The 25,238-nt window shown below is 61.8% G+C and carries 18 protein-coding genes; 5 read left to right on the top strand and 13 right to left on the bottom strand.

Translation table 11 applies throughout. From position 1 onward, the window contains the following. Nucleotides 1–21: 21 nt before the first annotated feature. The 5 genes from JOE60_RS09005 to JOE60_RS08985 form a co-directional block, all read right to left on the bottom strand. A complete protein-coding gene (locus JOE60_RS09005; RefSeq protein WP_142939241.1) occupies nt 22–690 on the bottom strand; it encodes a lysophospholipid acyltransferase family protein in 669 nt (222 codons plus the stop codon). Further along, nucleotides 677–1,393 (bottom strand): HAD hydrolase-like protein, encoded by a 717-nt coding sequence (locus JOE60_RS09000; protein WP_167266731.1) that lies wholly within the window; start codon nt 1,391–1,393, stop codon nt 677–679. The genes JOE60_RS09005 and JOE60_RS09000 overlap by 14 nt, the downstream gene beginning before the upstream one ends. 61 nt (nt 1,394–1,454) lie before the next feature. Then, nucleotides 1,455–4,382, bottom strand: coding sequence for an excinuclease ABC subunit UvrA (uvrA, locus tag JOE60_RS08995; protein WP_167266733.1), 2,928 nt, complete (start codon nt 4,380–4,382; stop codon nt 1,455–1,457). A 65-nt stretch (nt 4,383–4,447) separates the two neighbouring features. Continuing rightward, nucleotides 4,448–4,831 carry a GntR family transcriptional regulator gene (locus tag JOE60_RS08990; RefSeq protein WP_167266737.1) on the bottom strand — a complete coding sequence of 128 codons (384 nt, stop codon included), beginning with the start codon at nt 4,829–4,831 and terminating at the stop codon, nt 4,448–4,450. Nucleotides 4,832–4,982: 151 nt separating this feature from the next. Continuing rightward, complete coding sequence (locus JOE60_RS08985) at nt 4,983–5,759, bottom strand: trans-aconitate 2-methyltransferase (RefSeq protein ID WP_167266739.1); 777 nt, start codon at nt 5,757–5,759, stop codon at nt 4,983–4,985. 69 nt (nt 5,760–5,828) lie between these two features. On the opposite strand from JOE60_RS08985, the gene JOE60_RS08980 reads away from it, so the two are divergent. From JOE60_RS08980 to JOE60_RS08965, 4 genes are all read left to right on the top strand, one after another. Further along, nucleotides 5,829–8,363 (top strand): DEAD/DEAH box helicase, encoded by a 2,535-nt coding sequence (locus JOE60_RS08980; protein WP_167266742.1) that lies wholly within the window; start codon nt 5,829–5,831, stop codon nt 8,361–8,363. A 113-nt stretch (nt 8,364–8,476) separates the two neighbouring features. Further along, a complete protein-coding gene (locus JOE60_RS08975) occupies nt 8,477–9,736 on the top strand; it encodes a CoA transferase (RefSeq protein WP_338112565.1) in 1,260 nt (419 codons plus the stop codon). 31 nt (nt 9,737–9,767) lie between these two features. Next, on the top strand, nt 9,768–10,292 hold the full coding sequence (locus JOE60_RS08970) for a GNAT family N-acetyltransferase (RefSeq protein ID WP_167266745.1): 525 nt from the start codon (nt 9,768–9,770) through the stop codon (nt 10,290–10,292). Then, on the top strand, nt 10,285–11,625 hold the full coding sequence (locus JOE60_RS08965; RefSeq protein ID WP_336109306.1) for an alpha/beta fold hydrolase: 1,341 nt from the start codon (nt 10,285–10,287) through the stop codon (nt 11,623–11,625). Before JOE60_RS08970 ends, JOE60_RS08965 begins: the two co-directional genes overlap by 8 nt. Here the strand turns inward: JOE60_RS08965 and JOE60_RS08960 are convergent. The 4 genes from JOE60_RS08960 to coaE all read right to left on the bottom strand — a co-directional run bounded on the left by JOE60_RS08960 (nt 11,622) and on the right by coaE (nt 17,543). Next, entirely contained in the window at nt 11,622–12,953 is a 1,332-nt protein-coding gene (locus tag JOE60_RS08960; protein ID WP_167266756.1) for an MFS transporter, read from the bottom strand. The genes JOE60_RS08965 and JOE60_RS08960 overlap by 4 nt on opposite strands. A 28-nt stretch (nt 12,954–12,981) precedes the next feature. Beyond that, nucleotides 12,982–14,010 (bottom strand): TerC family protein, encoded by a 1,029-nt coding sequence (locus JOE60_RS08955; RefSeq protein WP_167266758.1) that lies wholly within the window; start codon nt 14,008–14,010, stop codon nt 12,982–12,984. A 165-nt stretch (nt 14,011–14,175) separates the two neighbouring features. Continuing rightward, a complete protein-coding gene (uvrB, locus tag JOE60_RS08950) occupies nt 14,176–16,275 on the bottom strand; it encodes an excinuclease ABC subunit UvrB (RefSeq protein WP_167266760.1) in 2,100 nt (699 codons plus the stop codon). Nucleotides 16,276–16,304: 29 nt separating this feature from the next. Beyond that, nucleotides 16,305–17,543 (bottom strand): dephospho-CoA kinase, encoded by a 1,239-nt coding sequence (gene coaE, locus JOE60_RS08945; RefSeq protein ID WP_167266762.1) that lies wholly within the window; start codon nt 17,541–17,543, stop codon nt 16,305–16,307. A 22-nt stretch (nt 17,544–17,565) separates the two neighbouring features. Here coaE and JOE60_RS08940 point away from each other — a divergent pair, with 22 nt between their 5' ends. Beyond that, nucleotides 17,566–18,270: an IMPACT family protein gene (locus JOE60_RS08940; RefSeq protein ID WP_167266764.1), complete on the top strand. Its 705-nt coding sequence runs from the start codon at nt 17,566–17,568 to the stop codon at nt 18,268–18,270. A 93-nt stretch (nt 18,271–18,363) separates the two neighbouring features. On the opposite strand, the gene rpsA is transcribed toward JOE60_RS08940, so the two are convergent. The 4 genes from rpsA to polA form a co-directional block, all read right to left on the bottom strand. After that, nucleotides 18,364–19,845: a 30S ribosomal protein S1 gene (rpsA, locus tag JOE60_RS08935; protein WP_167266766.1), complete on the bottom strand. Its 1,482-nt coding sequence runs from the start codon at nt 19,843–19,845 to the stop codon at nt 18,364–18,366. A gap of 182 nt (nt 19,846–20,027) precedes the next feature. After that, on the bottom strand, nt 20,028–20,993 hold the full coding sequence (locus JOE60_RS08930) for a polysaccharide deacetylase family protein (protein WP_167266768.1): 966 nt from the start codon (nt 20,991–20,993) through the stop codon (nt 20,028–20,030). 52 nt (nt 20,994–21,045) lie between these two features. Next, on the bottom strand, nt 21,046–22,368 hold the full coding sequence (locus tag JOE60_RS08925; RefSeq protein WP_314323608.1) for a GNAT family N-acetyltransferase: 1,323 nt from the start codon (nt 22,366–22,368) through the stop codon (nt 21,046–21,048). 87 nt (nt 22,369–22,455) lie between these two features. Further along, nucleotides 22,456–25,098 (bottom strand): DNA polymerase I, encoded by a 2,643-nt coding sequence (gene polA, locus JOE60_RS08920; RefSeq protein ID WP_239529027.1) that lies wholly within the window; start codon nt 25,096–25,098, stop codon nt 22,456–22,458. Nucleotides 25,099–25,238: the final 140 nt, after the last annotated feature.

The raw sequence follows: 25,238 nt of genomic DNA, 5'->3' as shown, positions 1-25,238 counted from the left end.
CGGGCAGGCAGCCTTGCGTGTTTAGTCGACTGACTTGCTCTGGTTGTAGCTCGTGGAGCGTTCCTGGCCGCTGAGGACAGCAATGGCATCCATGATTTTGTCCGTCACTTCACGGCGTGCGGGGAGGGAATGGTCCGGCCCGGTCTTATCGAAGTACAACGGTTCGCCAACCTTCATGGTGAAGTGCTGGGGGCGCACTGCGTTCTTGTCAGCCGGCTGGAGCTTTTCCGTACCGATCAAGCCCACCGGGATCACAGGCGCTCCGGTGGTGAGCGCAAGCCAACCCACGCCAGTCCGGCCCCTGTAAAGAATCCCGTCCCTTGAACGAGTGCCTTCAGGGTAGATGCCAATACCCTTGCCGGATTCGAGAATGTCCAGCAACGTCTTCAGCGCCTGCACACTGGCCGCCTGCTCGCCACGTTCCACAGGGATGGAACCCACCGCTTCAAAGAAGGATTTCATGACAGCGCCCTTGACGCCCTTGGTGGTGAAGTACTCCGCCTTGGCGAAGAAGGCCACAGGGCGCGGCATGAGTGCCTGGACTATGACGCTGTCCAGGAAGGAAAGATGATTGGGGGCCACAATGAACGGACCGTCCTTGGGAACGTTCTCCAGACCTATGACGGTGGGCCGGCACGTAGAGGAGATCAGTCCCCGTGTGGTCCACCGGATCGCATCAAAGACTGCCATCGTTATGTACCTCGCTCAGGGACGCCACAGAAACAGCGTCAAGTTCTTTAATTTTGCTGTGCAGCTGGTCCGCGGTTTCCACCACTGCCACTGCCCCTGCTTCTTCAAGTTCACCCGCGAAGGCGAATCCCCACCGGACTCCTATGCAGTCCAGTCCATTGGCGGCAGCACCGGCAACATCCTGGTGCCGGTCCCCCACCATCACGGCGGAATGCGTTCCCAGGTCTGCAAGCGCAGCCGCAACAATGGCGACCTTGCCGGATGCAGTATTGGCTCCCAGCGACTCGTCATCAGCCGCTCCTCGGATGGCGGAAAAGAAGTCCGAAATCCCGTGGTGGTCAAGAACGAGGTGTGCAATGGACTGTGGTTTTTGGGTGGCCACCGCTATAGGGCGCCCTGAGTCTGTGAAAGCCTGCAAAAGTTCCCTGATCCCCGGATAGAGCTTGCTCTGGGCAATTCCGCTCTCCTTGTAATGGATGCGATATCGGCCGATGGCCTCATCCACCAAACCCTCAGGCACGCCGGCAAGATGCACCAAGGAATCGCTGAGTTTGGGGCCCACCATGGAGTTCAGTACCGCTTGCTCGGGTACAGGCAACCCCATTTCCGTGAGCGCGGCCGAGATTCCACCGGTAATTCCGCCTGCGGGATCGACAAGGGTGCCGTCCAGGTCGAAGATTACAGGCACCTTTGTTTGAGTCACCGGGTTAGTTTCTCACGAGTAGCGGCATGCCTGAAACTCGCATGCCGCTACCGGAATACTTCTAACCCAGAATCTCAGCCAGGAAGGTTGCCGTGTGGCTCTCCTTGGATTTGGCAACTTGCTCAGGCGTGCCGGTGGCGATGATCCGCCCACCGCCTGAACCACCATTGGGACCAAGATCGACGATCCAGTCCGCAGACTTGATGACATCGAGATTATGTTCAATGGTGATGACGGTGTTGCCTTTGTCCACCAAGCCTTGGAGAACCATGAGCAGCTTGCGGATGTCTTCAAAGTGCAGACCAGTGGTGGGCTCGTCCAGGACGTAGATGCTGCGTCCGTTGGAGCGCTTCTGCAGTTCAGCAGCCAACTTCACGCGTTGGGCTTCGCCACCGGACAGCGTGGTGGCCGGCTGCCCCAAGCGAACGTAACCCAGGCCAACGTCCACCAGCGTCTTCAAGTGCCGCGCGATTGGCGTAAACGCGGCGAAGAATTCCGCGCCTTCCTCGATCGGCATGTTGAGGACGTCGGCGATGGTCTTGCCCTTGTAGTGCACTTCCAGGGTCTCGCGGTTGTAGCGCGCCCCATGGCAGACCTCGCAAGGAACGTAAACGTCCGGCAGGAAGTTCATCTCGATCTTCAGCGTGCCGTCACCCGAGCAGGCTTCGCAGCGCCCACCCTTGACGTTGAACGAGAACCTGCCCGGCAGGTATCCGCGCACTTTGGCTTCCGTGGTTTCTGCAAACAACTTGCGGATGTTGTCAAACACTCCCGTGTACGTTGCGGGGTTTGACCGCGGCGTACGCCCGATGGGGCTCTGGTCCACGTGAACAACCTTGTCCAGGTGCTCAAGTCCGGTAATCGTCTTGTGGCGTCCTGCAACCTGCTTGGCGCCATTGAGCTTGTTGGCCAGCACTTTGTAGAGGATCTCGTTGACCAGTGTGGACTTGCCGGAGCCGCTGACACCGGTGACGGCCGTCAGGAGACCCAGCGGGAAGGTGGCGTCCACGTTGTTCAGGTTGTTCTCGCGGGCACCAACAACCTTCAGCTCACGCTTTTTGTCGTACTTGCGGCGCTTCTTGGGCACGTCGATGGCCCGGCGGCCGGACAAGTAGTCGCCAGTCAGTGAGTCGGTGTTGGCCAGAAGTTCCTTGTAGGTGCCGGAATGGACCACCTTGCCGCCATGCTCACCGGCACCGGGTCCAATATCCACAACCCAGTCGGCTTCCTGGATGGTGTCTTCGTCGTGTTCAACCACGATCAGTGTGTTCCCGAGGTCACGGAGCCTGGTCAGTGTCTCGATCAGACGGCGGTTGTCGCGCTGGTGAAGGCCGATGGAAGGTTCGTCCAGAACGTAAAGGACACCCACCAGTCCCGAGCCGATCTGCGTGGCCAGTCGAATACGCTGAGCCTCGCCACCGGATAGCGTGCCGGACGCACGCTCAAGGTTCAGGTACTCCAACCCGACGTCAAGCAGGAAGGTGAGGCGGGCCTGGATTTCTTTCAGTACCTGATTGGCAATCTGGGCCTCCCTCGGCGTCAGGGTAAGGCTGCCCAGGAACTCGGCACACTCGCGCATGGGAAGGGCCGCCACAGCGGCAATTGACTTGCCATTGATCAGGACCGACAACGACGCCGGGTTCAGGCGGGCACCGTTGCACTCGGGGCACGGGATCTGCCGCATGTACTCTTCGTACCGGTCACGGGCCCACTCCGAATCCGTCTCACCATGCTTGCGGTGAACGTACTGGATGGCACCTTCAAATCCAGTGCTGTACTTACGCTCACGGCCAAAACGGTTCCGGTACTGGACTACGACCTTGTGGTCTTTTCCGTGGAGAACGGTGTTCCGGACATCCTTGGAAAGCTTTTCCCAGGATGTCTTCATGGAGAAGCCGAGCTCCTGCGACAAACCTTCGAGCAGGCGGTTCCAGTACTCGGTGGTTGCACTGCCCAACGACCACGGGGCAATGGCGCCCTCGCCCAGGGAAAGCTCGGGATTGGGAACAATCAATTCCTCATCGACTTCGAGCCGGGTGCCAATGCCACTGCAGGCGGAGCAAGCACCAAAGGGGTTGTTGAAGGAGAACGAACGAGGCTCAATCTCATCAATGGCAAGGGGGTGCTCATTGGGGCAGGCGAGATGTTCCGAGAACGCCCTGATGCGGTCGGGATCGTCAGCGTCCAGGTCCACGAACTCCACCAGCACGCGCCCTTCGGCGAGGCCCAGTGCCGTCTCCACGGAATCCGTAAGGCGCTGGCTGATTTCCTCCTTGACCACCAAACGGTCAACCACAACTTCGATGGTGTGCTTGAACTGCTTGCCCAACTTGGGAGGTTCGCTCAGCTGCACCAGCTCACCGTCCACACGGGCGCGTGAGTAACCTTTGGCTGTCAGTTCCTTGAAGAGATCGACGAATTCACCCTTGCGCCCACGAACCACGGGAGCGAGGACCTGGAAGCGGGTGCCTGCTTGGAGCTCCAACAGCTGATCGACAATCTGCTGGGGGGTCTGCTTGGAGATGGGCTCCCCACATACGGGGCAATGGGGACGTCCGACACGGGCCCACAACAGCCTCATGTAGTCATAGATCTCGGTGATGGTGCCCACCGTTGACCGTGGATTCTTGCTGGTGGACTTCTGGTCGATGGACACCGCGGGTGAGAGTCCCTCGATGAAGTCGACGTCGGGCTTGTCCACCTGGCCAAGGAATTGGCGGGCATAGGCCGACAATGACTCAACGTAACGCCGCTGGCCTTCGGCGAAAATCGTATCGAACGCCAACGAGGACTTGCCGGACCCGGAGAGGCCGGTGAACACGATCATGGCGTCCCGGGGCAGGTCCAGGTCCACATTCTGGAGGTTGTGTTCCCGGGCACCCTTGACCACCAGGCGTGAAAGATCCGGCCTGGCAGGCTTTGAGGCAGGAACCACCGCTACGCTCTTCGGGGAATCAATGACAGTTTCTTCAGCTAAGGCTTTGGGCACCTACCAATGCTAATCGAAAACTTCTTCGAATTTCCATGGTGTGCCTCACATGCTACCGATCGGTATCAATCGGCATCGTAAGCAGCAGCCAAAAGCTGCACGGCCTCCGCGAAAGATGCTCCCTGGGCTTTGGCCGCCGCCGCATACTGGGCTGCTACATCGGCAAGGGCACCCCAGCGGTCATCACGAGCACACACCACTGTTCCGTTGCGCCCCCGTGTGGCCACCACCCCGGCCGCTTCAAGTTCCTTGTACGCCCTGGCGACGGTGTGCGGAGCAACATCCAATACGGTGGCCAGATTACGGACGGGAGGCAGCTTGGCTCCAACGGCCAGGGCCCCCGAGTCCACGAGCTCGATGATGCGCAGCCTCAATTGTTCAAACAGCGCAACTGCGCTGCCCGTATGGGGGCGCCATGAACCGGGGAACTCCCCCGCGCCGGGGCTCATTGGTGGCACCGGCCATCAGGTATGCCGTTGCGGCCTGCAGGGAAGCGTCCTTGGTCCATGCCGAGAATTAGACCAGTGACGGAGGCGCGGAACAAGGCGACTCGACGCCCGGGGACGTGATCACAGAAGCACATGGACCAGTTCACCGGCTTCAGTTGGTACGGGCCACGGCAAAGATCCGCCTGAAGGGGAACACCGTGCCGTGGGGTGTGGATGGATAGGCCTCCCGCAGCAGCGCCGCGTATTGACTCTCAAACTCAGCCCCGTCCTCTGCGGTGAGTGCGTCCAGGACCGGCCGCAGACCCGTTCCCCGAACCCACTGCAGGACAGGGTCCTTCCCCTGTAGCACCTGCTGGTAGGTGGTCTCCCAAGCGTCAGCCGTGCACCCGGCGTCGAGCATGATGCCCAAGTAGTCCGCAGGGCTGCCGACGGCGCCATCGTGCCGGAGCACTCCCTTCAGGCGCTCGGACCACTGCGCTGATTCAGCAAGTTCGCGCATCAAAACGTGGGAAGGCGAGGTGAAATTTCCTGGCACCTGCAGGGCAAACCATGCGCCCGGTTTCATGGCCTCAAGCCAGGTCCTGAGCATCCCTTGATGGCCCGGCACCCACTGGAGCGCGGCGTTGGTCACCACGACGTCCGTATCCGCCTCCGGATGCCAGCCGGCAATGTCCGCCTGCAGGAACTCCAGGTGGCTGTTCCCGTCCGCAATCGGTCCCGCTTTGCGGAGCATCTCCTCCGAGGAATCGAGACCCACAACCCTGGCTTCCGGCCAACGTTCCGTAAGCGTCGCCGTCAGGTTTCCCGGGCCGCAGCCGAGGTCAACTACCTTGCCCGGACTGGTGGCCTGCACCCTTGCCACCAGGTCATGAAATGGCCGGTCCCGATGGTTACCGAACTCTGCGTACTTGCTGGGGTCCCACTTCACAAAAGCCTCCTGGCACTCGGCGTGACTGCTGGGCCGAGCCTAACCGTCCGGGCACTAAGCTGGAAACCAATGAGACTTCTTGATCAGCTCCCCGGTTCCACCGCCACCGGCCCCCTTGACCCGGACGAAATCTACACACGGTTTGTGGAGTGGACAGAGAGCCGCGGCCTGCAGTTGTACCCGGCGCAGGACGAAGCCATCATGGAACTCGCCTCCGGCGCCAACGTCATCCTTGCCACCCCCACAGGTTCCGGTAAGTCCATGGTGGCCATCGCTGCCCATTTTGAGGCCATGTCCAGGGGTGTGCGGAGCTACTACACGGCCCCCATCAAGGCGCTGGTGTCAGAGAAATTCTTTGCACTCTGCGATATTTTTGGTGCTGAAAACGTCGGCATGATCACGGGCGATTCGGGTGTCAACCAGGATGCTCCCATTATTTGCTGCACTGCGGAGATTCTTGCCAACATCGCCCTCAGGGAGGGTCCGGATGCTGAACTGGGCTCTGTGGTGATGGATGAATTCCACTTCTATTCCGATCCCCAGCGCGGGTGGGCCTGGCAGGTGCCGCTGTTGGAACTGCCGCAGGCCCAATTCCTCCTCATGTCTGCAACCCTGGGCGACGTCAGCCGCTTCGAGACCGGTTTGAGCGAACTGACAGGACGGACCACCACCACCGTCAGCTCTGCTGAACGCCCCATCCCGCTGCACTACTACTACCACCTGACCCCGGTCCATGAATCGCTGGAGGAACTGCTCTCCACCAAACAGGTTCCCGTTTATGTGGTGCACTTCAGCCAGGCCGAAGCAATCGAGCGCGCCCAGAACCTCATGAGCATCAACATGTGCAGCCGTGAGGAGAAGGACCGCATTGCCGAACTGATTGCCGGGTTCAGGTTTGCTGCAGGGTTTGGGAAGACCCTCAACAGGCTTGTCCGCCATGGCATAGGCGTCCACCACGCCGGGATGCTGCCCAAGTACCGCCGCCTGGTGGAGCAGCTGGCCCAGGCCGGGCTCCTCAAGGTCATTTGTGGAACGGACACCCTGGGCGTCGGCATCAACGTGCCTATCCGCACCGTTTTGCTGACTGCCTTGAGCAAGTACGACGGCGTACGCACCCGGTCTTTGAACTCGCGTGAGTTTCACCAGATTGCCGGACGTGCCGGACGTGCCGGTTACGACACCGCCGGTACCGTGGTGGTCCAAGCGCCCGATCACGTTGTGGAAAATACCAAAGCCATGGCGAAGGCCACCGCAAAATTCGGTGACGACCAGAAGAAACTGCGCCAAGTGGTCAAGAAGAAGCCACCCGAAGGTTTTGTCTCCTGGGGGGAACCCACCTTCAACAAACTGGTGGAATCAGTCCCCGAACCGCTGACGTCCAGTTTCACCGTCACCCACGCCATGCTGTTGAACCTGATGGAACGCCCCGGTGATCCGTTCCAGGCCACCCGGCGCTTGCTGACGGAAAACCACGAGAGCCGCCCGGCGCAGTTGAGGCTCATGAAAAAGGCCCTGGGTATCTACAGGGAGCTCTTGGCCGCGGGGGTTGTGGAGAGGATTCCGGCGGACGAACAGGAAGCAGAGGGCCGGACGGTACGCCTGACCGTTCACCTGCAAGCAAACTTTGCCCTGAACCAGCCGCTTTCCCCCTTCGCCCTGGCTGCATTGGAGTTGCTGGATCCGGAGTCGCCGTCCTATGCCCTGGATGTCGTCTCGGTGATCGAGTCCACCCTTGAGAAGCCACGCCAAATTCTCTCCGCCCAGCAGAAAAAAGCACGCGGTGAGGCGGTCGCCGCCATGAAGGCTGACGGGATCGAGTACGAACAGCGCATGGCGATGTTGGACGAGGTCACCTACCCCATGCCGCTGGCAGAGATTCTCGGTGAAGCCTTCGAGGTTTACCGCAAGGCCGCACCGTGGGTCGGCGACTTCGAACTTGCACCGAAATCGATTGTTCGGGACATGTATGAGCGCGCCATGAACTTTGGCGAGTTTGTGCAGTTCTACGGCCTGGCCCGCTCCGAGGGAATCGTGCTGCGCTACCTGGCCGACGGTTTCCGGGCGCTTCGCCAGACCGTTCCACAGGATTCGCTGCGTGAGGACCTGGAGGACCTGATTGCCTGGCTGGGCGAACTGGTGCGCCAGGTTGATTCCAGCTTGCTGGACGAATGGGAGGAACTGACCTCCGGGCTCACTCCCACCCCGCATGATGCACCGCCGCCCCCGCCCCCTTCCTTGACGTCCAACATCCGCGCCTTCCGGGTGATGGTCCGGAACGAGATGTTCCGGAGAGTGGAACTCTTCGCGGACGAGGACTCAGCCGCACTGGGCGAGCTGGACTCGGATGCCGGTTGGGATGCCGGCCGCTGGGAGGACGTGCTGGATGATTATTTCGACGAGCATGACGACATCGGTACGGGGCCGGATGCGCGCGGCCCCGGCCTGCTGATCATCACTGAAGAACCTGGAGCGTGGAAGGTGCGTCAAATCTTTGATGATCCGGCCGGCAACCACGACTGGGGTATTTCGGCCGAGGTGGACCTTGCGGCCTCCGATGAATCCGGCACCGCCGTGGTCCGCGTAACGGACGTCAACAGGCTCTGATGATGGAGGCCATCCCGGACCTTTGCTCTGGCCTTCGAGTTGTGGCCGCGCTCAGGACCGCGACGCCGGCCCCCTGCAGGGGGACTCGTCGATGGTGGGATGGAAATCTGGATGTGGAAGGTCTTGCGCTCGGTTCGGTCCGGGCAGCGGCAACAGCGCTGACTGCCCTGACCGGGGGAACCGCGGAGTATTCGGTGACTTCGGCCGGCACTGCAGCTGCTTTCAATTCCCTGATGCACCTCAGGATCGACGGCAGGACGCCCGAAGGCTTTGCGCCCCTATCGGGGTTCCGGAGAACCTCCGATGGGCTTATCCGCCTTCACGCCAACTATCCACACCATGCTGCACGCCTGTTGGAGGCACTGTCTGCCACCGACGCGGACGGGGTGGAACGAGCCCTGCTGCACCTGACGTCCCGTGAAGCGGAAGACGCCATTGCAGCAACGGGCGGCGTGGCTGCAGCCGTCCGGGCCCGGGATGAGTGGGTGGAAACGGAGATGCACGCCGCAGCCGCGTCAGGTCCGTGGATTTCCTTCACGGCGCCCGGCCCGGCGACCACGGTCAGCGGTTCTCCATGGCGTCCATCCAAGGACCCAGCCCGGCCCCTGACCGGACTCCGGGTACTGGACTTTACCCGCGTCATCGCCGGCCCTACCGCAACACGCCTCCTGGGCGCGTTGGGCGCGGATGTCCTGCGGATTGACCCTCCTGGACTTCCCGAGTTGCCCGACGCCTTCATCGACTCGGGGTTCGATAAACGAAGCGCTGTTGCAGATCTTGGAGACGCCGGTGTTCGCACCGCCGTCAGCAGCCTCCTCCAGACAGCTGACGTGGTCATCACCGGATACCGCAATGGGGGCCTGGACCGTTTTGGCCTGGGCTCGGAGGCACTGCTGGCCGCCAGGCCGGGCCTCATTGTGGGGGTCCTCACTGCATGGGGCGCCGCGGGCCCCTGGAGTAGGCGCCGGGGCTTCGACAGCCTGGTGCAAGCGGCATCGGGAATCGCCCACCGGTACGGGCGTGAGGGTGATTCAGACTGGATGCCGGGCGTGCTCCCGGTCCAAGCCCTGGATCATGCCACAGGATACGGACTCGCCGCCGGCATCCTGGCGCTTTTGACCGAGCGCCTTTCAACGGGGGCCGGCGGTGCGGTTCTGCTCTCCTTGGCGCGGACGGCAGAGGAACTATTCAGGCTGCCCCCGGCATCTTCCAACGCCCGCCGGGAAGCCCTGGCAGCGCCGGATTGCCTGGAGACGCGGAGTACCTACGGCAAACTCGGATTCGTGGGGCCGCCACTGCTTGTGAACGACGCTCCGCTGCACTACGCACAGCCACCGGTCCGCTATGGATCATCGGCGTTGTCCTGGCAGTAACGGGCACGGCTCCCCTAGTATGCTCGGAGGCATGAGTGTAATCCGCCCAGCCACCGCCGAAGACGTCCCCGCAGTTCTGCGTATGATCCACGATCTTGCGATCTACGAGAAAGAACCGGACGCCGTCAAAAATACTCCGGAAATGCTCACCGAAGTGCTCTTCGGCGAGAACCCCCGCGTCTATGCCACCATCGCAGAGAATGCTGCCGGAACGGTTCAGGGCTTCGCCTTGTGGTTTTTGAACTATTCAACGTGGGAGGGCGTCCATGGAATCTACTTGGAGGACCTTTACGTGGTCCCGGATGCCCGTGGCGAGGGCCACGGCAAGGCGCTGTTGCAATACTTGGCAACTACCGCCGTCGAGCGTGGTTATGCCCGTGTGGAATGGAGCGTGCTCAACTGGAACGAGCCCTCCATTAAGTTCTACAAAAACCTCGGCGCATATTCCATGGAGGAATGGTCAACCTTCCGATTGACGGGCGATGCCCTGAAATCCTTCGGCGCCGGAGCTTCGGATCAGGCCCCGCTTTCCGGTGAGGCCCTTGCCCGTGGTTGATCCGGAGCAGAATACCCACACTCACAGCATCCGAGCACGCCATGAATTCAGGGGCCTGCGCACAGCGGAGCACTACTTTACGGTTCCGTTGGATCACGGCCTCGCCGCGGCAGGCGACCGTGCAGCGGAGACCATCACTGTCTTCGCCCGTGAGTATTCCTCCACTGAGCACACTGCCGAGGCTGCGGCGCGGCTTCCCTGGTTGCTGTTCCTCCAGGGCGGTCCAGGAGGACGGGGAAACCGCGTCACGTCACTCTCAGGATGGATGAAGGCCGCAGCCAAGGAGTTCCGCATCTTGATGCTTGATCAGCGGGGAACCGGTCTTTCAAGCCCCGTGGAGAAGCAGACCCTTGAGGGCCGTGGTGACGTTGCTGCCCAAGCCGACTACCTCACCCATTTCCGGGCCGATTCGATTGTTGCCGACGCCGAGCACATCCGTCGTGAACTGGGCTCGGGTCCCTGGTCCGTGTTGGGTCAGAGTTTTGGCGGCTTCTGCGCCCTCACCTATCTGTCATTCGCCCCCGGGGGTCTGCGTGAAGTCCTGATTACGGGTGGGCTGGCACCGCTCCAAGGACCTGCCGACCGGGTTTACCAGGCCACGTTTCGTCGGGTGGCTGCGCGCAACACTGAGTACTTCGGCTGGTACCCCGAGGACCGCGACAAGGTCACACAGATCATCCGGCATCTGGAGCACCAGCCGGAATACCTTGCCAGTGGGGAGGCACTGACGCCGGAACGCTTCCAGATGGTGGGCTCCTTCCTGGGCGGTAACGCCAGGGTGGATGCATTGCACTACCTGCTGGAGGATGCATTTGTTGACACTGCATCCGGGCCGCGGCTGTCCGAGGGGTTCCTGGAGCAAGTCCGGGCACTTGTGAGCCGCGCCGCCAATCCCCTGTACGCAGTTCTGCATGAATCCATTTATGGTCAGGCTGGGGCCACGGACTGGTCGGCCTGGCGGGTGCTCCAGGATTACCCGGAATTCCTGCCGGGCGCCGAAGCTCCCCTCCTGACCGGCGAGATGGTCTACCCGTGGTACTTCGACCAGGACCCTTCTTTGGTCCCCTTCAAGGACGTCGCGGGATTGTTGGCGGCCAAAACGGACTGGACACCCCTGTACGACATCCCGCAGCTGGCATCCAACACGGTGCCTGTCGCGGCCGCCGTGTACGAAAACGACATCTACGTTGACCGCGACCTCTCCTTGGAAACAGCCGCGGCTGTGCGCGGGCTCCAGCCCTGGGTCACCTCCGACTTCCACCACGACGGCATCGGCGAGGACGGGGAGGGCATCTTTGTCCGCCTCCTCGGCCTGGTGCGTTCGGCCCGCTAGTCCGAACCAACTGCTGCCCTGGATCCAGCCTTGAAGATGGTCATAGCCGTGACGGCAATGACCGCCGCGGCCACCATGGCGCCCGCCAGGTTGAGTCCGTGGTAACCGATCCACGCCAGAAACAGTCCGGACGTGGCGCCCCCGACGGCACCGGCACCACTCATCAAGGTGTCTGAAACCCCCTGGACAGTGACACGTTGGTCCTCGGGGACGCTCTCTGCCAACAGCGTGGATCCGGCGATGGTTGCTCCTGACCAGCCGAGGCCAAGAACCACCAACCCTGTAGTGACGAGCCACGGCTCGTGGGATCCGAAACCGGCAATGAAGACAGCTATCAACAGCAAGGCATGACCCGCAGCAATGGTCTGCAGTCTCCCGGCTTTGTCCGTCAACCAACCCCACACCGGCGAGAGCGCGTACATCCCTGCAATATGCAGCGAGATGGTCAGCCCGATCACCACCAGCGCATCGGTGCTCTCCGAGGTGGAACCGTGATGGCCTACGTGGGATCCTGCCACCAACTGCTGGAGGTGAAGGGGGGTCATGGACATGACTGCCACCATCACGGCGTGGGCGGCTACAACGGCTGCCAGGGCCATCATCGCCAGCGGCGACGAGCGAATGGAGCGCAGGCCGGAACGGATGGTTCCCCCGGCTGGCTGCAGGGGTCCCGTGCGGCCCTCTCCCACGGCAGCCAGCCGGCGGGAGAGAATCAGAGGGTCCGGCCGCAAGCCGGCGAACAGCAACGTTGCTGCCAGGAAGAGACCCGCAGCGGAGAAAACAAAGGGCCCGGCAATGGCCGGCAGTCCCAGTACTTCGCCGACTGCTGCGCCGGGCTGAATCAGGTTGGGGCCCGCCACCGCGCCTACGGTGATGGACCAGACCACGGTGGACAGGGACCGTCCGCGGTACCGGGGCTCCGCGAGGTCGACGGCGGCGAACCTCGCCTGGAGGTTCGCGGCGGTGCCCAGACCCAGGCACGCGGCGCCCAGCAGCAGCAGAAGGAATGATTGGCTCGTCACGGAGCAGATGATGAGGAAAGCCCCTGCCATGGCGGCAAGCAAACCGGTGACCAGACCCACCCGGCGTCCCCGTGCCTCTGCCAGCCGCGCAAGGGGCAGTGCCGCGATCGCTGCGGCCAGGGTGAGCACCGTGGTGACGGCTCCTGCCCAGGCTTCCGATCCGGACAGGTCAACGGCCAGAAGGGAGCCTATGGACAGGGAGGCACCATTTCCTATTCCACTGAGCAACTGTGCGGCACTGAGCAGGAAAACAGTACGGCGCTGAACCCGTTGAGGGTTCAGCGCCGTTGTTGAAGTGGTAGCCACGTAGAGAGACTACAACTTTTGCGGGTTGTTAGTCGGCGTCGCTCATGCTCTTGCGTGCGTCTTCTTCAAGCCGTGAATCCATGTGTGCCTTGCGGGCAGCGGGGCTGAGCAGGCTGGCGACAACAGCCACGATGATGGTTCCTACGATGACTGCAAGAGAAACGTACGTGGGGATCTCAGGAGCCCACTCGATGTGCTTTCCACCGTTGATGAACGGGAGCTCGTTGACGTGCATGGCATGAAGGACCAACTTGACGCCGATGAACGCAAGGATGACGGAGAGGGCGTGCTTCAGGTAAACAAGGCGCGTCATCAGGCCACCCAGCAGGAAGTACAGCTGCCGGAGACCCATCAGGGCAAAGATATTGGCGGTGAACACAATGAAGGCACTCTGTGTCAGGCCGAAGATCGCAGGAATGGAGTCCACCGCGAACAGCAGGTCAGTCAGACCGATGGTGACAAAGACGATCACCATGGGGGTGAAGACCTTCTTGCCGTCAACCGTGGTGCGCAACTTGCCGCCGTCGAACTTCTCGGACATCGGCAGGACCTTGCGGAGGCGGGCGATCAGCGGGTTCTCTGCGCCCTCTTCCTCATCCTCGCCGGAATCCTTGGCCTGCTTCCAGGCAGTCCAGAGCAGGAAGGCGCCGAAGATGTAGAACACCCAGCTGAATTGCTCGATGACCACAGCACCCAGCGCAATGAAGATGCCACGAAGGACCAGCGCGATGATGATTCCCACCATCAGCACTTCCTGCTGGTACTTACGGGGTACCGAGAAGCGGGCCATGATGATGATGAAGACGAAGAGGTTGTCGATACTGAGGCTGTACTCAGTGACCCAGCCGGCTACGAACTGGCTTCCGTACTCCGGTCCGGTGAAGTAGAACATGGCTCCGGCGAATACCATCGCCAATGCCACGTAGAAGGCGACCCACAGGCCGGCCTCCTTCATGGAAGGTTCGTGGGGGCGCTTGACGACCAACAACAGGTCGATCAGCAAAATGATTCCGAGGACGACGAACGAGCCGACCTCAAACCAGACAGGGAGCTCCATTAAAGGGCCTTTCGCAGGGTACGTGAATGCGGTGTAAGTCTCTCCGGACACCTGGAGCGTTGATGCTCTGACATGGCGTCCCGCTAGGCCCGGCGAGGCAACTATGCCTTGCGTGCTGACGGACTTAGCGCTTGGGATACTCCCCTACGTACATCAGATCCTACCCTAGGCGTGACCGGCGGTTTGCATCTGCCGCAATTCCCGCTTCAACTCCTTGACTTCATCACGGATGCGGGCAGCGACCTCGAACTGAAGTTCTGCAGCCGCACCGTGCATCTGCTCGGTCAACTGTTCGATCAGTCCCACAAGGTCCTCGGCAGGCGCTGCGGCCAAGCCATCCTGGCGGACGGTAGCCGAGCCCTTCGCTGTGCCCTTGCCCCGCTTGCCACCCTTAGCCAGCCTGTTGTTGCTCAGCAGCTCCTGGGTGTCGGCGTCTTCCTTGGCCAATTGGTCCGTGATGTCGGCGATCTTCTTGCGCAACGGCTGCGGGTCAATGCCGTGATCGGTGTTGTACTTCACCTGGATGGCACGGCGCCTGTTGGTCTCATCAATGGCGTGGGCCATGGAGTCGGTGATCCGGTCGGCGTACATGTGGACCTCGCCCGAAACGTTACGGGCGGCGCGTCCGATGGTCTGGATCAAGGACGTGGAGGAACGCAGGAATCCTTCCTTGTCTGCGTCCAGGATGCTCACCAGGGATACTTCCGGAAGGTCCAGGCCCTCACGGAGCAGGTTGATACCCACCAGGACATCAAAGACACCCATGCGGAGTTCCCGAAGCAGTTCAACACGGCGGAGGGTGTCGACGTCAGAGTGCAGGTACTCCACTTTCACGCCGTGGCCCACCAGGTAATCGGTGAGGTCCTCGGCCATCCTCTTGGTCAGGGTGGTCACCAGGACGCGCTCGTCCTTGGCTGTCCGAACCTTGATCTCACCCAGGAGATCGTCAATCTGGCCCTTTGTGGGCTTCACGACCACTTCGGGGTCGATCAACCCTGTAGGACGGATGATCTGCTGGACGTAACCGTCAGCCTTGCCGAGTTCGTACTTACCCGGGGTGGCCGAGAGGTAGACAGTCTGCCCAATGCGCTGCAGGAACTCGTCCCACTTCAAGGGGCGGTTATCCATTGCCGAGGGAAGGCGGAAGCCGAAGTCCACAAGGTTGCGCTTGCGGGACATGTCGCCCTCGTACATGGCACCGATCTGCGGAATGGTGACGTGGGATTCGTCAACCACCAGCAGGAAATCGTCCGGGAAGTAGTCGATCAGGCAGTGCGGCGCCGTCCCCGGCTCCCTGCCGTCGATGTGTACGGAATAGTTCTCAATGCCGTTGCAGAAGCCCATCTGCTGCATCATTTCGAGATCGTAGGTTGTCCTCATGCGGAGCCTCTGCGCTTCCACCAGTTTGTTCTGGCTTTCCAGGACTTTCAAACGGTCCGCGAGTTCGTCCTCAATGCGCTTGATGGCACGTGACATCCGCTCGGGACCAGCGACATAGTGGGAGGCCGGGAAGACGTACATCTCTTCTTCGTCCCGGAGCACTTCGCCTGTGAGGGGGTGCAGCGTCTGGATGTTCTCGATCTCATCGCCGAAGAACTCGATCCTGATGGCGAGCTCTTCATACATGGGAATGATCTCCACGGTGTCTCCCCGGACGCGGAAGGTTCCACGGTGGAAGTCCATGTCATTGCGGGCGTACTGCATGGAGACGAATTTCCGGAGCAGATGGTCGCGGTTCATTTCTGCGCCCTTGCGGAGGGTCACCATGCCCGCGATGTATTCTTCCGGAGTTCCCAGGCCGTAGATGCAGGACACCGTGGCCACCACAATGACGTCACGCCGGGTCAGGAGTGCGTTGGTGGCCGAGTGGCGGAGTCGTTCGACTTCCTCGTTGACGGACGAGTCCTTCTCAATGAAGGTGTCCGTCTGCGCCACGTAGGCTTCAGGCTGGTAGTAGTCGTAGTAGGAGACGAAGTACTCCACGGCGTTGTTGGGCAGGAGTTCCCTGAACTCGTTGGCCAGCTGCGCCGCCAGTGTCTTGTTCTGCACCATCACCAGCGTGGGCCGCTGCACCTGCTCAATCAGCCAGGCCGTGGTGGCACTCTTACCCGTACCGGTGGCACCCAGGAGGACAACGTCCTTCTCACCGTTGTTGATGCGCTGCGTTAGCTCAGCGATGGCCGTGGGCTGGTCACCGGCAGGTTTGTATTCACTGACTACTTCGAAAGGAGCAACAACACGGTTGATTTCCTGGGCAAGGCTCATGCGTCCAATCTACCCCCGCGCACTGACAATTAACGTCCGGATTTGCCATCAGCGGAAGTGGAGTACGACGGCGGCTGCCAACCGCTGCGCGCGGCCCACTCCTCCACGAGCGGCCACGCAACGTTGGTAAACCAAGGTTCCTTGGCTTCGGCGTAGGCGGTGGCGTCCGTATCATCTGCGTATAACTGTGCGAGCTCCTGCTTGTGCGCCTCGTAGAGCAACACAGCGCCTGGTTCTGCGCGGAGCCAATCGCGGAACTGCAGTGCAAAGCGCCAACCGGGGGAACCGACAGACCTGACGTGCAGGTTCACTGCCCTGCCCGGATCTGCGTTCGCATGGAATCGCTTCTGCCACTGCCCGGTATCCGGATGGGATGGCTTTGGCGTATCTTGAAGGACGCCGGCTACGGCAGGGAAACCCGCTGCGGAAAGCAGCGGAGCGATACGGTCGGCCACCGTCATATCGGCAACCACCAGCTGGAGGTCCAGGACGTCTTTGGACGCCAAGCCAGGCACGGCCGTGGAACCAATATGATCCACGGCCAGCCCATCGCCTCCCACTGCTGCCAGGATGCGGGAAGCCAGACGATCGGCTTGCTGCGCCCATTCCGGCCGGGCCGGGCAAAGGACGACGCCCGCACCCCGGTCGGCCCGGATGCCGTCCCTCAGGTTCAGGGCAAATGGCTGCAGACGCTGCCGCCAAAGGTCATCGATAGTGTCCAGGAGGTCGTCCTTGGAACCTGTATTGAACAGCACGACGTCGGCAGCTGCCATGCGATCGGACCGTGCAGCCTGCGCAGCCATGCGGGAGCGGGCATCCTCCGCTGTCATACCGCGCAATTCCACCATCCGACGGACGCGCACGTCATCGGGCGCGTCCACCACAAGGACCAAGTGGAAGTTGTCCCCCTGCCCTGTCTCAACCAGAAGTGGAATGTCCTGCACCACGATGTCGCCGGGACCTGCCTTGGCCATGATGGCTCCGGCAGCCTCCCGCACCAAAGGGTGGATGATGCTGTTGAGGACTGCTCGTTTGGAAGGCTCCTGAAAGACAATCGCGCCCAGCTTGGGCCGGTCCAGCTGCCCATTGGGCTGCAGAACACCGCCGCCAAAGGCTTGCACGACGCTCTCCAGCCCCGGAGTCCCGGGCTCAACTACCTGCCGCGCAAGGACGTCGGAGTCCACAAGGAGCGCGCCCAACTCCTGGAGCCTCGCTGCAGCCAGTGATTTCCCTGAGGCGATGCCGCCTGTCAGTCCGATCTTCAACACCCCTCAACACTAAACTGAAGCGGTGGAAATCGAGGACCAGAGCCGTGCCACGTCGTACACCACGCTCGCGGCGGGGCCGGATGTGCGCCACGAACTGGAAATACGCCGCTCGCGGTTCATCACCGTCCTGCGGCGCTCCCCGGACGAAGAATCCGCCCGGGCATTGGTAGCAGGGCTGCGGCGGGAGTTCCATGACGCCCGGCATCATTGTTCGGCCTTTGTGATAGGTCCGGACCGGTCCATACAACGATCCAACGATGACGGGGAGCCTTCGGGCACGGCGGGGATCCCCATGCTCGAAGCTCTCCTCAAACGTGAGACGGCACCCGCGGTGACCGACCTGAGTGACGTGAGTGCCGTCGTCGTCCGGTACTTCGGTGGAGTCCTGCTGGGTGCCGGCGGGCTGGTCCGCGCCTACTCCGAATCGATTTCCTCGGCAATGGAGACCGCTACCCTGGTGCGCCGAGCGAGGCTGCGGTTGTGCGCCATCGATGTGCCACACGCCGATGCCGGACGCCTGGAGAACGAACTGCGTGGCTCAGGCTACCCCATGGGGCAAACTTCCTATGGGTCCACGCATACCGTGCTGAGGCTGGCAGTGGCCGACCACGCGGCTGATATCGCTGAAACGGCAGCCCGCCTCGCCTCACTCACTGCCGGGTCCTTGGTGCTGCGGCCCGAAGGTACCGAGTGGATTGATTCGCCTCACATTGACAGGCCTCATTGAGCGCTCTTTCCGAAAGGAAAGCAAAAAGGACCCCTGCCCGATGGCAGGGGTCCTTTTTTGGCTATTCAGCGCTTCCCGTGCGGGAGGACTGAATTAGTTGCCGGTGAGCTTCTCGCGCAGTGCAGCAAGAGCTTCGTCGGACGCCAAGGTACCGCCGCCGGTGTTCGACTCAGCAGCAGCCGGCTCCGAGGAGTAGCTGGTGGTGCCGGAATCGCTCTCACCGGACGTTGCAGCTGCAGCGTCGTCGGCAGCGTGCTGGGCAACCTGCTTCTTGTGGGCTTCCCAGCGGGTCTGGGCGTCAGCGTACTGCTGCTCCCAAGCTGCACGCTGGTTCTCGTAGCCCTCGAGCCATTCGTTCGACTCGGGGTCGAAGCCCTCGGGGTACTTGTAGTTGCCCTCTTCGTCGTACTCAGCGGCCATGCCGTACAGAGCGGGATCGAACTCGGTGCTGTCAGCGTCCACGCCCTCGTTGGCCTGCTTGAGGGAGAGGGAGATGCGGCGACGCTCGAGGTCGATGTCGATGACCTTGACGAACAGTTCGTCGCCAACGGAGACAACCTGCTCTGCCAACTCCACGTGGCGGACAGCCAGTTCGGAGATGTGCACGAGGCCTTCGATGCCGTCTTCGACGCGAACGAACGCACCGAACGGAACCAGCTTGGTGACCTTACCCGGAACAACCTGGCCGAGGGCGTGGGTGCGGGCGAAGGTCTGCCACGGATCTTCCTGCGTAGCCTTGAGCGACAGGGAAACACGCTCGCGGTCCAGATCCACTTCGAGAACCTCGACGGTGACTTCCTGGCCAACTTCGACAACCTCGGACGGGTGGTCGATGTGCTTCCAGGACAGCTCGGAAACGTGGACGAGGCCGTCTACGCCGCCAAGGTCCACGAATGCACCGAAGTTGACGATGGAGGAAACGACGCCGGGACGAACCTGGCCCTTTTCCAGCTTGTTGAGGAACGTGGAGCGAACCTCGGACTGGGTCTGCTCGAGCCATGCACGGCGGGACAGCACAACGTTGTTGCGGTTCTTGTCCAGCTCGATGATCTTGGCTTCGATCTGCTGACCGATGTACGGAGCGAGGTCGCGTACACGACGCATCTCGACGAGGGATGCGGGCAGGAAGCCACGCAGGCCGATGTCCAGGATGAGGCCACCCTTGACAACCTCGATGACGGTACCGGTAACGACACCGTCTTCTTCCTTGACCTTCTCGATGTCGCCCCAGGCACGCTCGTACTGAGCACGCTTCTTGGAGAGGATCAGACGGCCTTCTTTGTCTTCCTTGGTGAGAACCAAAGCTTCGACCTGATCGCCAACAGCGACAACGTCGCCGGGATCAACATCGTGCTTGATGGAAAGCTCGCGGGAAGGGATGACACCTTCGGTCTTGTAACCGATGTCGAGCAGAACTTCGTCGCGGTCAACCTTGACGACGGTACCTTCGACGAGGTCACCGTCGTTGAAGTACTTGATGGTGGCGTCGACAGCTGCGAGGAAGTCCTCAGCGGTACCGATGTCGTTAATGGCGACTACGGGGGTACCGGGCTTCTCGGTGGAGGTGATGGTCATGTAGTAGGGGCTCCGTTGTGGATAGTTAGTCGGTCAGGCCAACCGCTGCCGCCCGGGTCCGGGAAGCAGAACACGGCTGATGCCGGGTCATCCTGATTTGTGGATTGGTACAAATGGACGCATGCACGTAGTACACGCCCGTTTATTCTAGTCGTATTGACAAAGCAGGGTCAAAAGCCGTGCTAAGCGGGCAGTACGTCGCTGAGCCGCCCGAAGCCCACTCCGGCATCCAGCAGCTTCGGGAGGACGCGGGCGTATCCTTCCGCGGTGCCTGAGGACGGCTTGTTGAAATGCGAGATCACAATGTCTCCGCCATGCACCCTGCCCACTTCGGCGGCCACGAGTGCCGGGGCGAACGTGGCTCCGCCGTCACCGTTGATCGAGAAGTTCACCGGCACCAGGCCCACACGATGGGTCATCGACGCCGCAAGCTCATCATAGAAAGCGGTGCCGGGCCTGAAGTACCGGGGCGCTTTACCTTGGAGCTCCTCCATCACCCGCTGGTTTCCCATGAGTTCCTCGTAGGCAGCGGCAGCGTTGGCGGTCCCGGCGATTCCATAAGCGGCCCGGCCTGAGACGGACAAGGGCAGATGCGCTGTTCCATGGTTTGCCAACTCGAACAGAGGATCCGCCGCCAGCTCCCCGGCAAGCAAGGGATTGGCCGCAATCCAGCGGCTGTTGATGAACAAGGTAGCCGGAACGTGCAGCTTCCGCAGGGTCTGCAGCAGCTTATGATCGCACCCGCTGCCACCGGGACCCCCGCAGGCATCGAAGGTCAGGGCAGCTTTGGACGACCCGGACGTGTTCACCACACCGGTGACATGAAGACCCCATTCCCTGGGAAAGCGCCCCGCGAACTCGTCCAGGATCTGCTGCTTTCCCGGGACAGCCGGGGGCCGGGGCGCCACCGGCCTGAGTGCGGCCTCCGCCTGCTCAGCCGACTTTGCTGCAATGGACGGCGGCGGAGTGGCGGGCCCGGTTGGTGCCGGCCCAGTTGCTGCCGGGCCGGAAGGGCCAATGGGTGCAGCGCCGGAAGGACCGGGCCCGCCTTCGTTGGCGCAGCCGGCCAGGGCCACGGAAGCCAGGCCCGCCATTCCAAGCAGCACTGATCGCCGGCGGGTCAGAAGCCGCCGCTTGGAATCCCCCATGGATGTCCCCGTCTTGTTGTTGCTATGTGATTGTGGTCAGTTCGTTTGTTGCCTAGAAGTGTGTCAGGCAGTGCGCTGGCCGTTCGACGGCGAACAGCTGGTGGGCACGGAAGGCGCTGCCCGGAGTGTTCTCGGCGATGCGGCCCGCCGCGGCCAAGGTTACCGGCGAGACGGCGCCGAGATAAATGGACCCAAGATCGGCGATGTCCATGGTGAGGTCCGGTGCCCCGCCTGGTGCGTCATTCACGACGGCGGTCCCGTCGCCTTTGGATTCCAGCACGAAAGTACCCCCTGCCAAGCCCAGCGGATCAGTGAGCTCCACGGTGAGGGTGTCAGACGCAGCGTACTTCCTGGCCTCCAGGGCAGTTTTCGTGTCCAATATCCGCAACCACAACATGTCCCTCACATCCGAGGAATCAATGCACCGGGGGTCTTCCAGCGCCCAAGGCAACGGGTCATCCACGGGAGCCTCTTCCCACGTGACCTCATCAATGAGGTCGATGCTGCCCAGGAAACGCCACAGGTCCAGGTAGCCGCCGTGGGTGGCGGCCACCATGTCCACGATCTCCATGGTGTAGGGCTTGTGGTCCCAGCCTTTGAACCGGTAGGAAACGTACCCGTCCACCTGTCCGGCGGCGTCGTAGTGCAGCGCGCTCCTGACTGCGGGGTCCGGCTTGCCGTCTTGGCCGATGGAGCCGGACGCCACCAGGCGGTAGTACTCCTGCCGGTCAACGGAACCGGGAGCGTTGGCCTGGACCTTCTGGAAAACAGCCGGAGCCACCGTCAGGAGAACCTTGGGATCAGCGACTTCCACGGTTCCCACCGACGTACCCCTGATGCGGAACCTTGGTCCGGTGTCCACTTTGATGCTGCGCTCAAACGTGGCCACGCCGAAACCGAATCGTCCGTAGATGGAGCCTTCGGATGCCGTCAACGCGGCCATCGCCAAGCCGTCGTCCTTGGCCCCGGCCAGATCCGCCGTGATCATCCCACGAAGGATTCCATGGCGGCGGTGCGTTCCCCTCACGGTGACCGCAGTAACCAGGTTCGTTTCGAGTTGGCGACCGAATCCGATGTTCAGATTCTTGCGCATGGTTGCATAAGTACCCACAGGAACGTCGGCACCAAGAGCGTTTTCCGGCGTCGTGCCGTTGACGTAAACGCCAGTCAGTTCCCGCCTGTCAGCCGTGTAGGCGGCGAGCGTGGCAGCCACGTACTCGTCCTCACGGCGCTGCTGGTGGAAACCGTGCGAGACGGCTTGCAACCACGTGGAGCACCGATCGTAGTCCGCGGAATTCCGCTCAGCTACAGCTCCGAACCGATGGACGGAGTACTTCTCGACGATTGCTTCACTTGCTTCCTGGGAATCAGCCACGCCTCCGAGCCTAACCAGACGGATGGGGGCACGCCACCATCACGGCGGCGCGCCCCGAAGGATCGTGTCCCGAAGCGGGGGTCGGTCCTAGTGTCCGGCTTCGTACCAGCTGGAGCCCACACCGATCTGGACATCCAGGGGAACCGAGAGGTCCGCAGCAGATCCCATTTGCTCGACCACCAGTTTCTCCACCGCGGCCCGCTCACCTGGGGCAACTTCGAGGACCAGTTCGTCATGGACCTGGAGCAGCATGCGGGACTTTAGGCCCTGGCTGACAAGCTCAGCGGAGACACCCAACATGGCGCGCTTGATGAGGTCCGCCGCAGAACCCTGGATGGGTGAGTTCAAGGCAATGCGCTCAGCAGCCTCGCGGGCTTGCCGGTTGGTGCTGGTGAGGTCAGGAAGGTAGCGACGGCGGCCTTCGATGGTGGCGGTGTAACCGTCTGTCCGGGCTTGGTCCACGACCCCCCGCAGGTAGTCCCGTACGCCGCCAAAGCGATCGAAGTACTCCTTCATCAGCGTGCGGGCCTCGTCCACGGAAATCTCCAACTGCTTGGACAGGCCAAAGGATGTCAACCCGTAGGCGAGACCGTAGGACATGGCCTTGACCTTGGAGCGCATGGCGCTGGTGACCTCTGCGGGTTCCACGTTGAAGATCCGCGAACCCACAAAGCGGTGAAGGTCCTCACCATCGCGGTATGCCTGAATGAGAGCTTCGTCGCCGGAAAGGTGCGCCATGATGCGCATCTCGATCTGGGAGTAGTCAGCAGACAGCAAGCACTCGTACCCCTCGCTGACAACGAAGATTCCGCGGACCCGCCGTCCTTCCTCACTGCGGACCGGGATGTTCTGCAGGTTGGGGTTGTTGGAAGAGATTCGTCCCGTGGCGGCGATGTTCTGCGCGTAAGTGGTGTGGATGCGGCCGTCCTCGGCCACCGACTTCTTGAGCGTTTCCACCATTTGCGCAAGCTTGGAAGACTCGCGGTGTGCCATCAGCTGCACCAGGAATTCGTGGCCGGTTTTTTCCAACAGGCCCTTCAGGGAAGCAGCGTCCGTTGTGTAGCCGGACTTGATCTTCTTGGTTTTGGGAAGGCCCAGTTCTTCGAACAACACCGTTTGCAACTGCTTGGGCGAGCCGAGGTTGACCTCATGGCCAATCGCCGCAAAAGCCTGCTCCTGTGCGTTGTCGATCACCTTGGTGAGGTCCGCGAGTTGTTCATTCATGCGGTCAGTGGAAACAAAAATGCCCGTGAGTTCCATCTGCGCCAGAACACGGGCCACCGGAAGTTCCAAGGTGGTGAGGAGGGCATCGGCCTTGCGGTCGGCCAGTTCCGTCTCAAAGTGCTTACTGAGGGCATGCACCACGGCAGCGTGCTGCACCAGTGCTGTTGCAGCGGCGTGGTCCGCACCACCGGTGAGATCCAATTCCAACTGGCCGGATGCGGCAGCTGCGGCAGCAAGGGAAATCTTCAAGTGGACCTGTGCAAGTTCGGCGAGATCGTAACTGCGGCGGTCCGGCTGGATCAGGTATCCGGAGATCGACGTGTCATCAACAACTCCCTCCAGGCCCAGCCCACGGTTGTGGAGTGCCTTCAGTGCGGACTTGAACTCGTGAAGCACTTTGGCTTCCTCGGGGTCCTGCAGCCACGCCGCCAGTACTCCCTCGGCTTTTTCGTCGAGCTCCGCCAAGGGTACAAAAGCTGCGCCGTTGGCCCGGACAATTGCCACGGCACTGGCGTCGTCCCCAACGCGGCCCGGAACCAGTTGAACGGCCAAGGCCGAGCGCATGCCGGCGCCCCCGGCAAGGAAAGCGCCAAGGTCCGTGGCGCCGGTGAGCACGGCAAACTCCGGGGCGTCAATGGTGTCCGGAGCAGCGCCTGCTGTGTCATCACCGTAAAGGTCAAAAAGACGGGTGCGCAACGTGCGGAACTCAAGCTCTTCGAAGAGCTCCTCGATGGCTTGGCGGTCCGGCCTGGGCTGGTGCAGGTCTTCCAGGGTGACGGGCAGCTCAAGATCGGTCAGGAGTCGGTTGAGGCGCCGGTTCCTCTTGACGTTCTCAATGTTTTCCTTGAGGGCTCCGCCCACCTTGCCTCCGATGGAATCCAGGTTCTCCAGGATGCCTTCGAGGCCGCCGTAGAGATTGATCCATTTGGCGGCAGTTTTGGGTCCAACTCCCGGCACTCCGGGAAGGTTGTCCGCAGACTCGCCCACCAAAGCGGCGAGGTCGGAATACAAACCGGGCTTGACGAAGTATTTTTCCTCGATGGCCGCAGCATCGAGCTTGGGGATGTTGCTGACCCCCTGTTTGGGGTAGAGCACAAAGACGTTGTCGTTGATCAGCTGGAAGGAGTCCCGGTCACCGGACACCAGAAGAACCTCAAAACCGGCTGCATCCCCTTGTGCTGCCAGGGTGGCCAGGACGTCATCGGCCTCATAGCCTGGCATTTCGATGGTGCGGATGCCCCAGGCTTCCATCACTTGGGCAATCAACCGGATCTGGCCGGCAAACTCGGCGGGCGTGGCGTTGCGCCCGCCCTTGTACTCGCTGTACTCCGCCTTGCGGAACGTGGTGTCATCCGAGACGTCAAAGGCCACCGCAACGTGGGTGGGCTTCTGGTCCTTGATCAGGTTGATCAACATGGAGGTGAATCCGTGGACCGCGTTGGTGTACTGGCCCCTGGCCGTGGAGAAGTTCTCCGCAGGAAGAGCGTAGAAAGCCCGGAACGCCATGGAGTGGCCGTCAAGAACCAGCAGCCTGGGCCGATCCTCCCCCGAGGCAGCTGCGGCAGGGGCGGGCGCTGTAGCAATTGCTGCAGCCTGGGCCGTTGGAACATGGTCCGGTTTGGTTGTTTCACTCACAGGTGCCAGCC

This window comes from Paenarthrobacter ilicis, assembly GCF_016907545.1.
Classification (GTDB): domain Bacteria; phylum Actinomycetota; class Actinomycetes; order Actinomycetales; family Micrococcaceae; genus Arthrobacter; species Arthrobacter ilicis.
The sequence above is the reverse complement of the archived record's forward strand: the minus strand, read 5'-3'. Positions and strand labels throughout refer to the sequence as shown.

Coding starts and splice junctions, on each gene's coding strand:
- rpsA (WP_167266766.1), bottom strand. CDS start 19,845: ATGACCATCACCTCCACCGAGAAGCCCGGTACCCCCGTAGTCGCCATT.
- JOE60_RS09005 (WP_142939241.1), bottom strand. CDS start 690: ATGGCAGTCTTTGATGCGATCCGGTGGACCACACGGGGACTGATCTCC.
- JOE60_RS08990 (WP_167266737.1), bottom strand. CDS start 4,831: ATGAGCCCCGGCGCGGGGGAGTTCCCCGGTTCATGGCGCCCCCATACG.
- JOE60_RS08955 (WP_167266758.1), bottom strand. CDS start 14,010: ATGGAGCTCCCTGTCTGGTTTGAGGTCGGCTCGTTCGTCGTCCTCGGA.
- uvrB (WP_167266760.1), bottom strand. CDS start 16,275: ATGAGCCTTGCCCAGGAAATCAACCGTGTTGTTGCTCCTTTCGAAGTA.
- JOE60_RS08980 (WP_167266742.1), top strand. CDS start 5,829: ATGAGACTTCTTGATCAGCTCCCCGGTTCCACCGCCACCGGCCCCCTT.
- JOE60_RS08970 (WP_167266745.1), top strand. CDS start 9,768: ATGAGTGTAATCCGCCCAGCCACCGCCGAAGACGTCCCCGCAGTTCTG.
- polA (WP_239529027.1), bottom strand. CDS start 25,098: ATGGCGTTCCGGGCTTTCTACGCTCTTCCTGCGGAGAACTTCTCCACG.
- JOE60_RS08930 (WP_167266768.1), bottom strand. CDS start 20,993: ATGGGGGATTCCAAGCGGCGGCTTCTGACCCGCCGGCGATCAGTGCTG.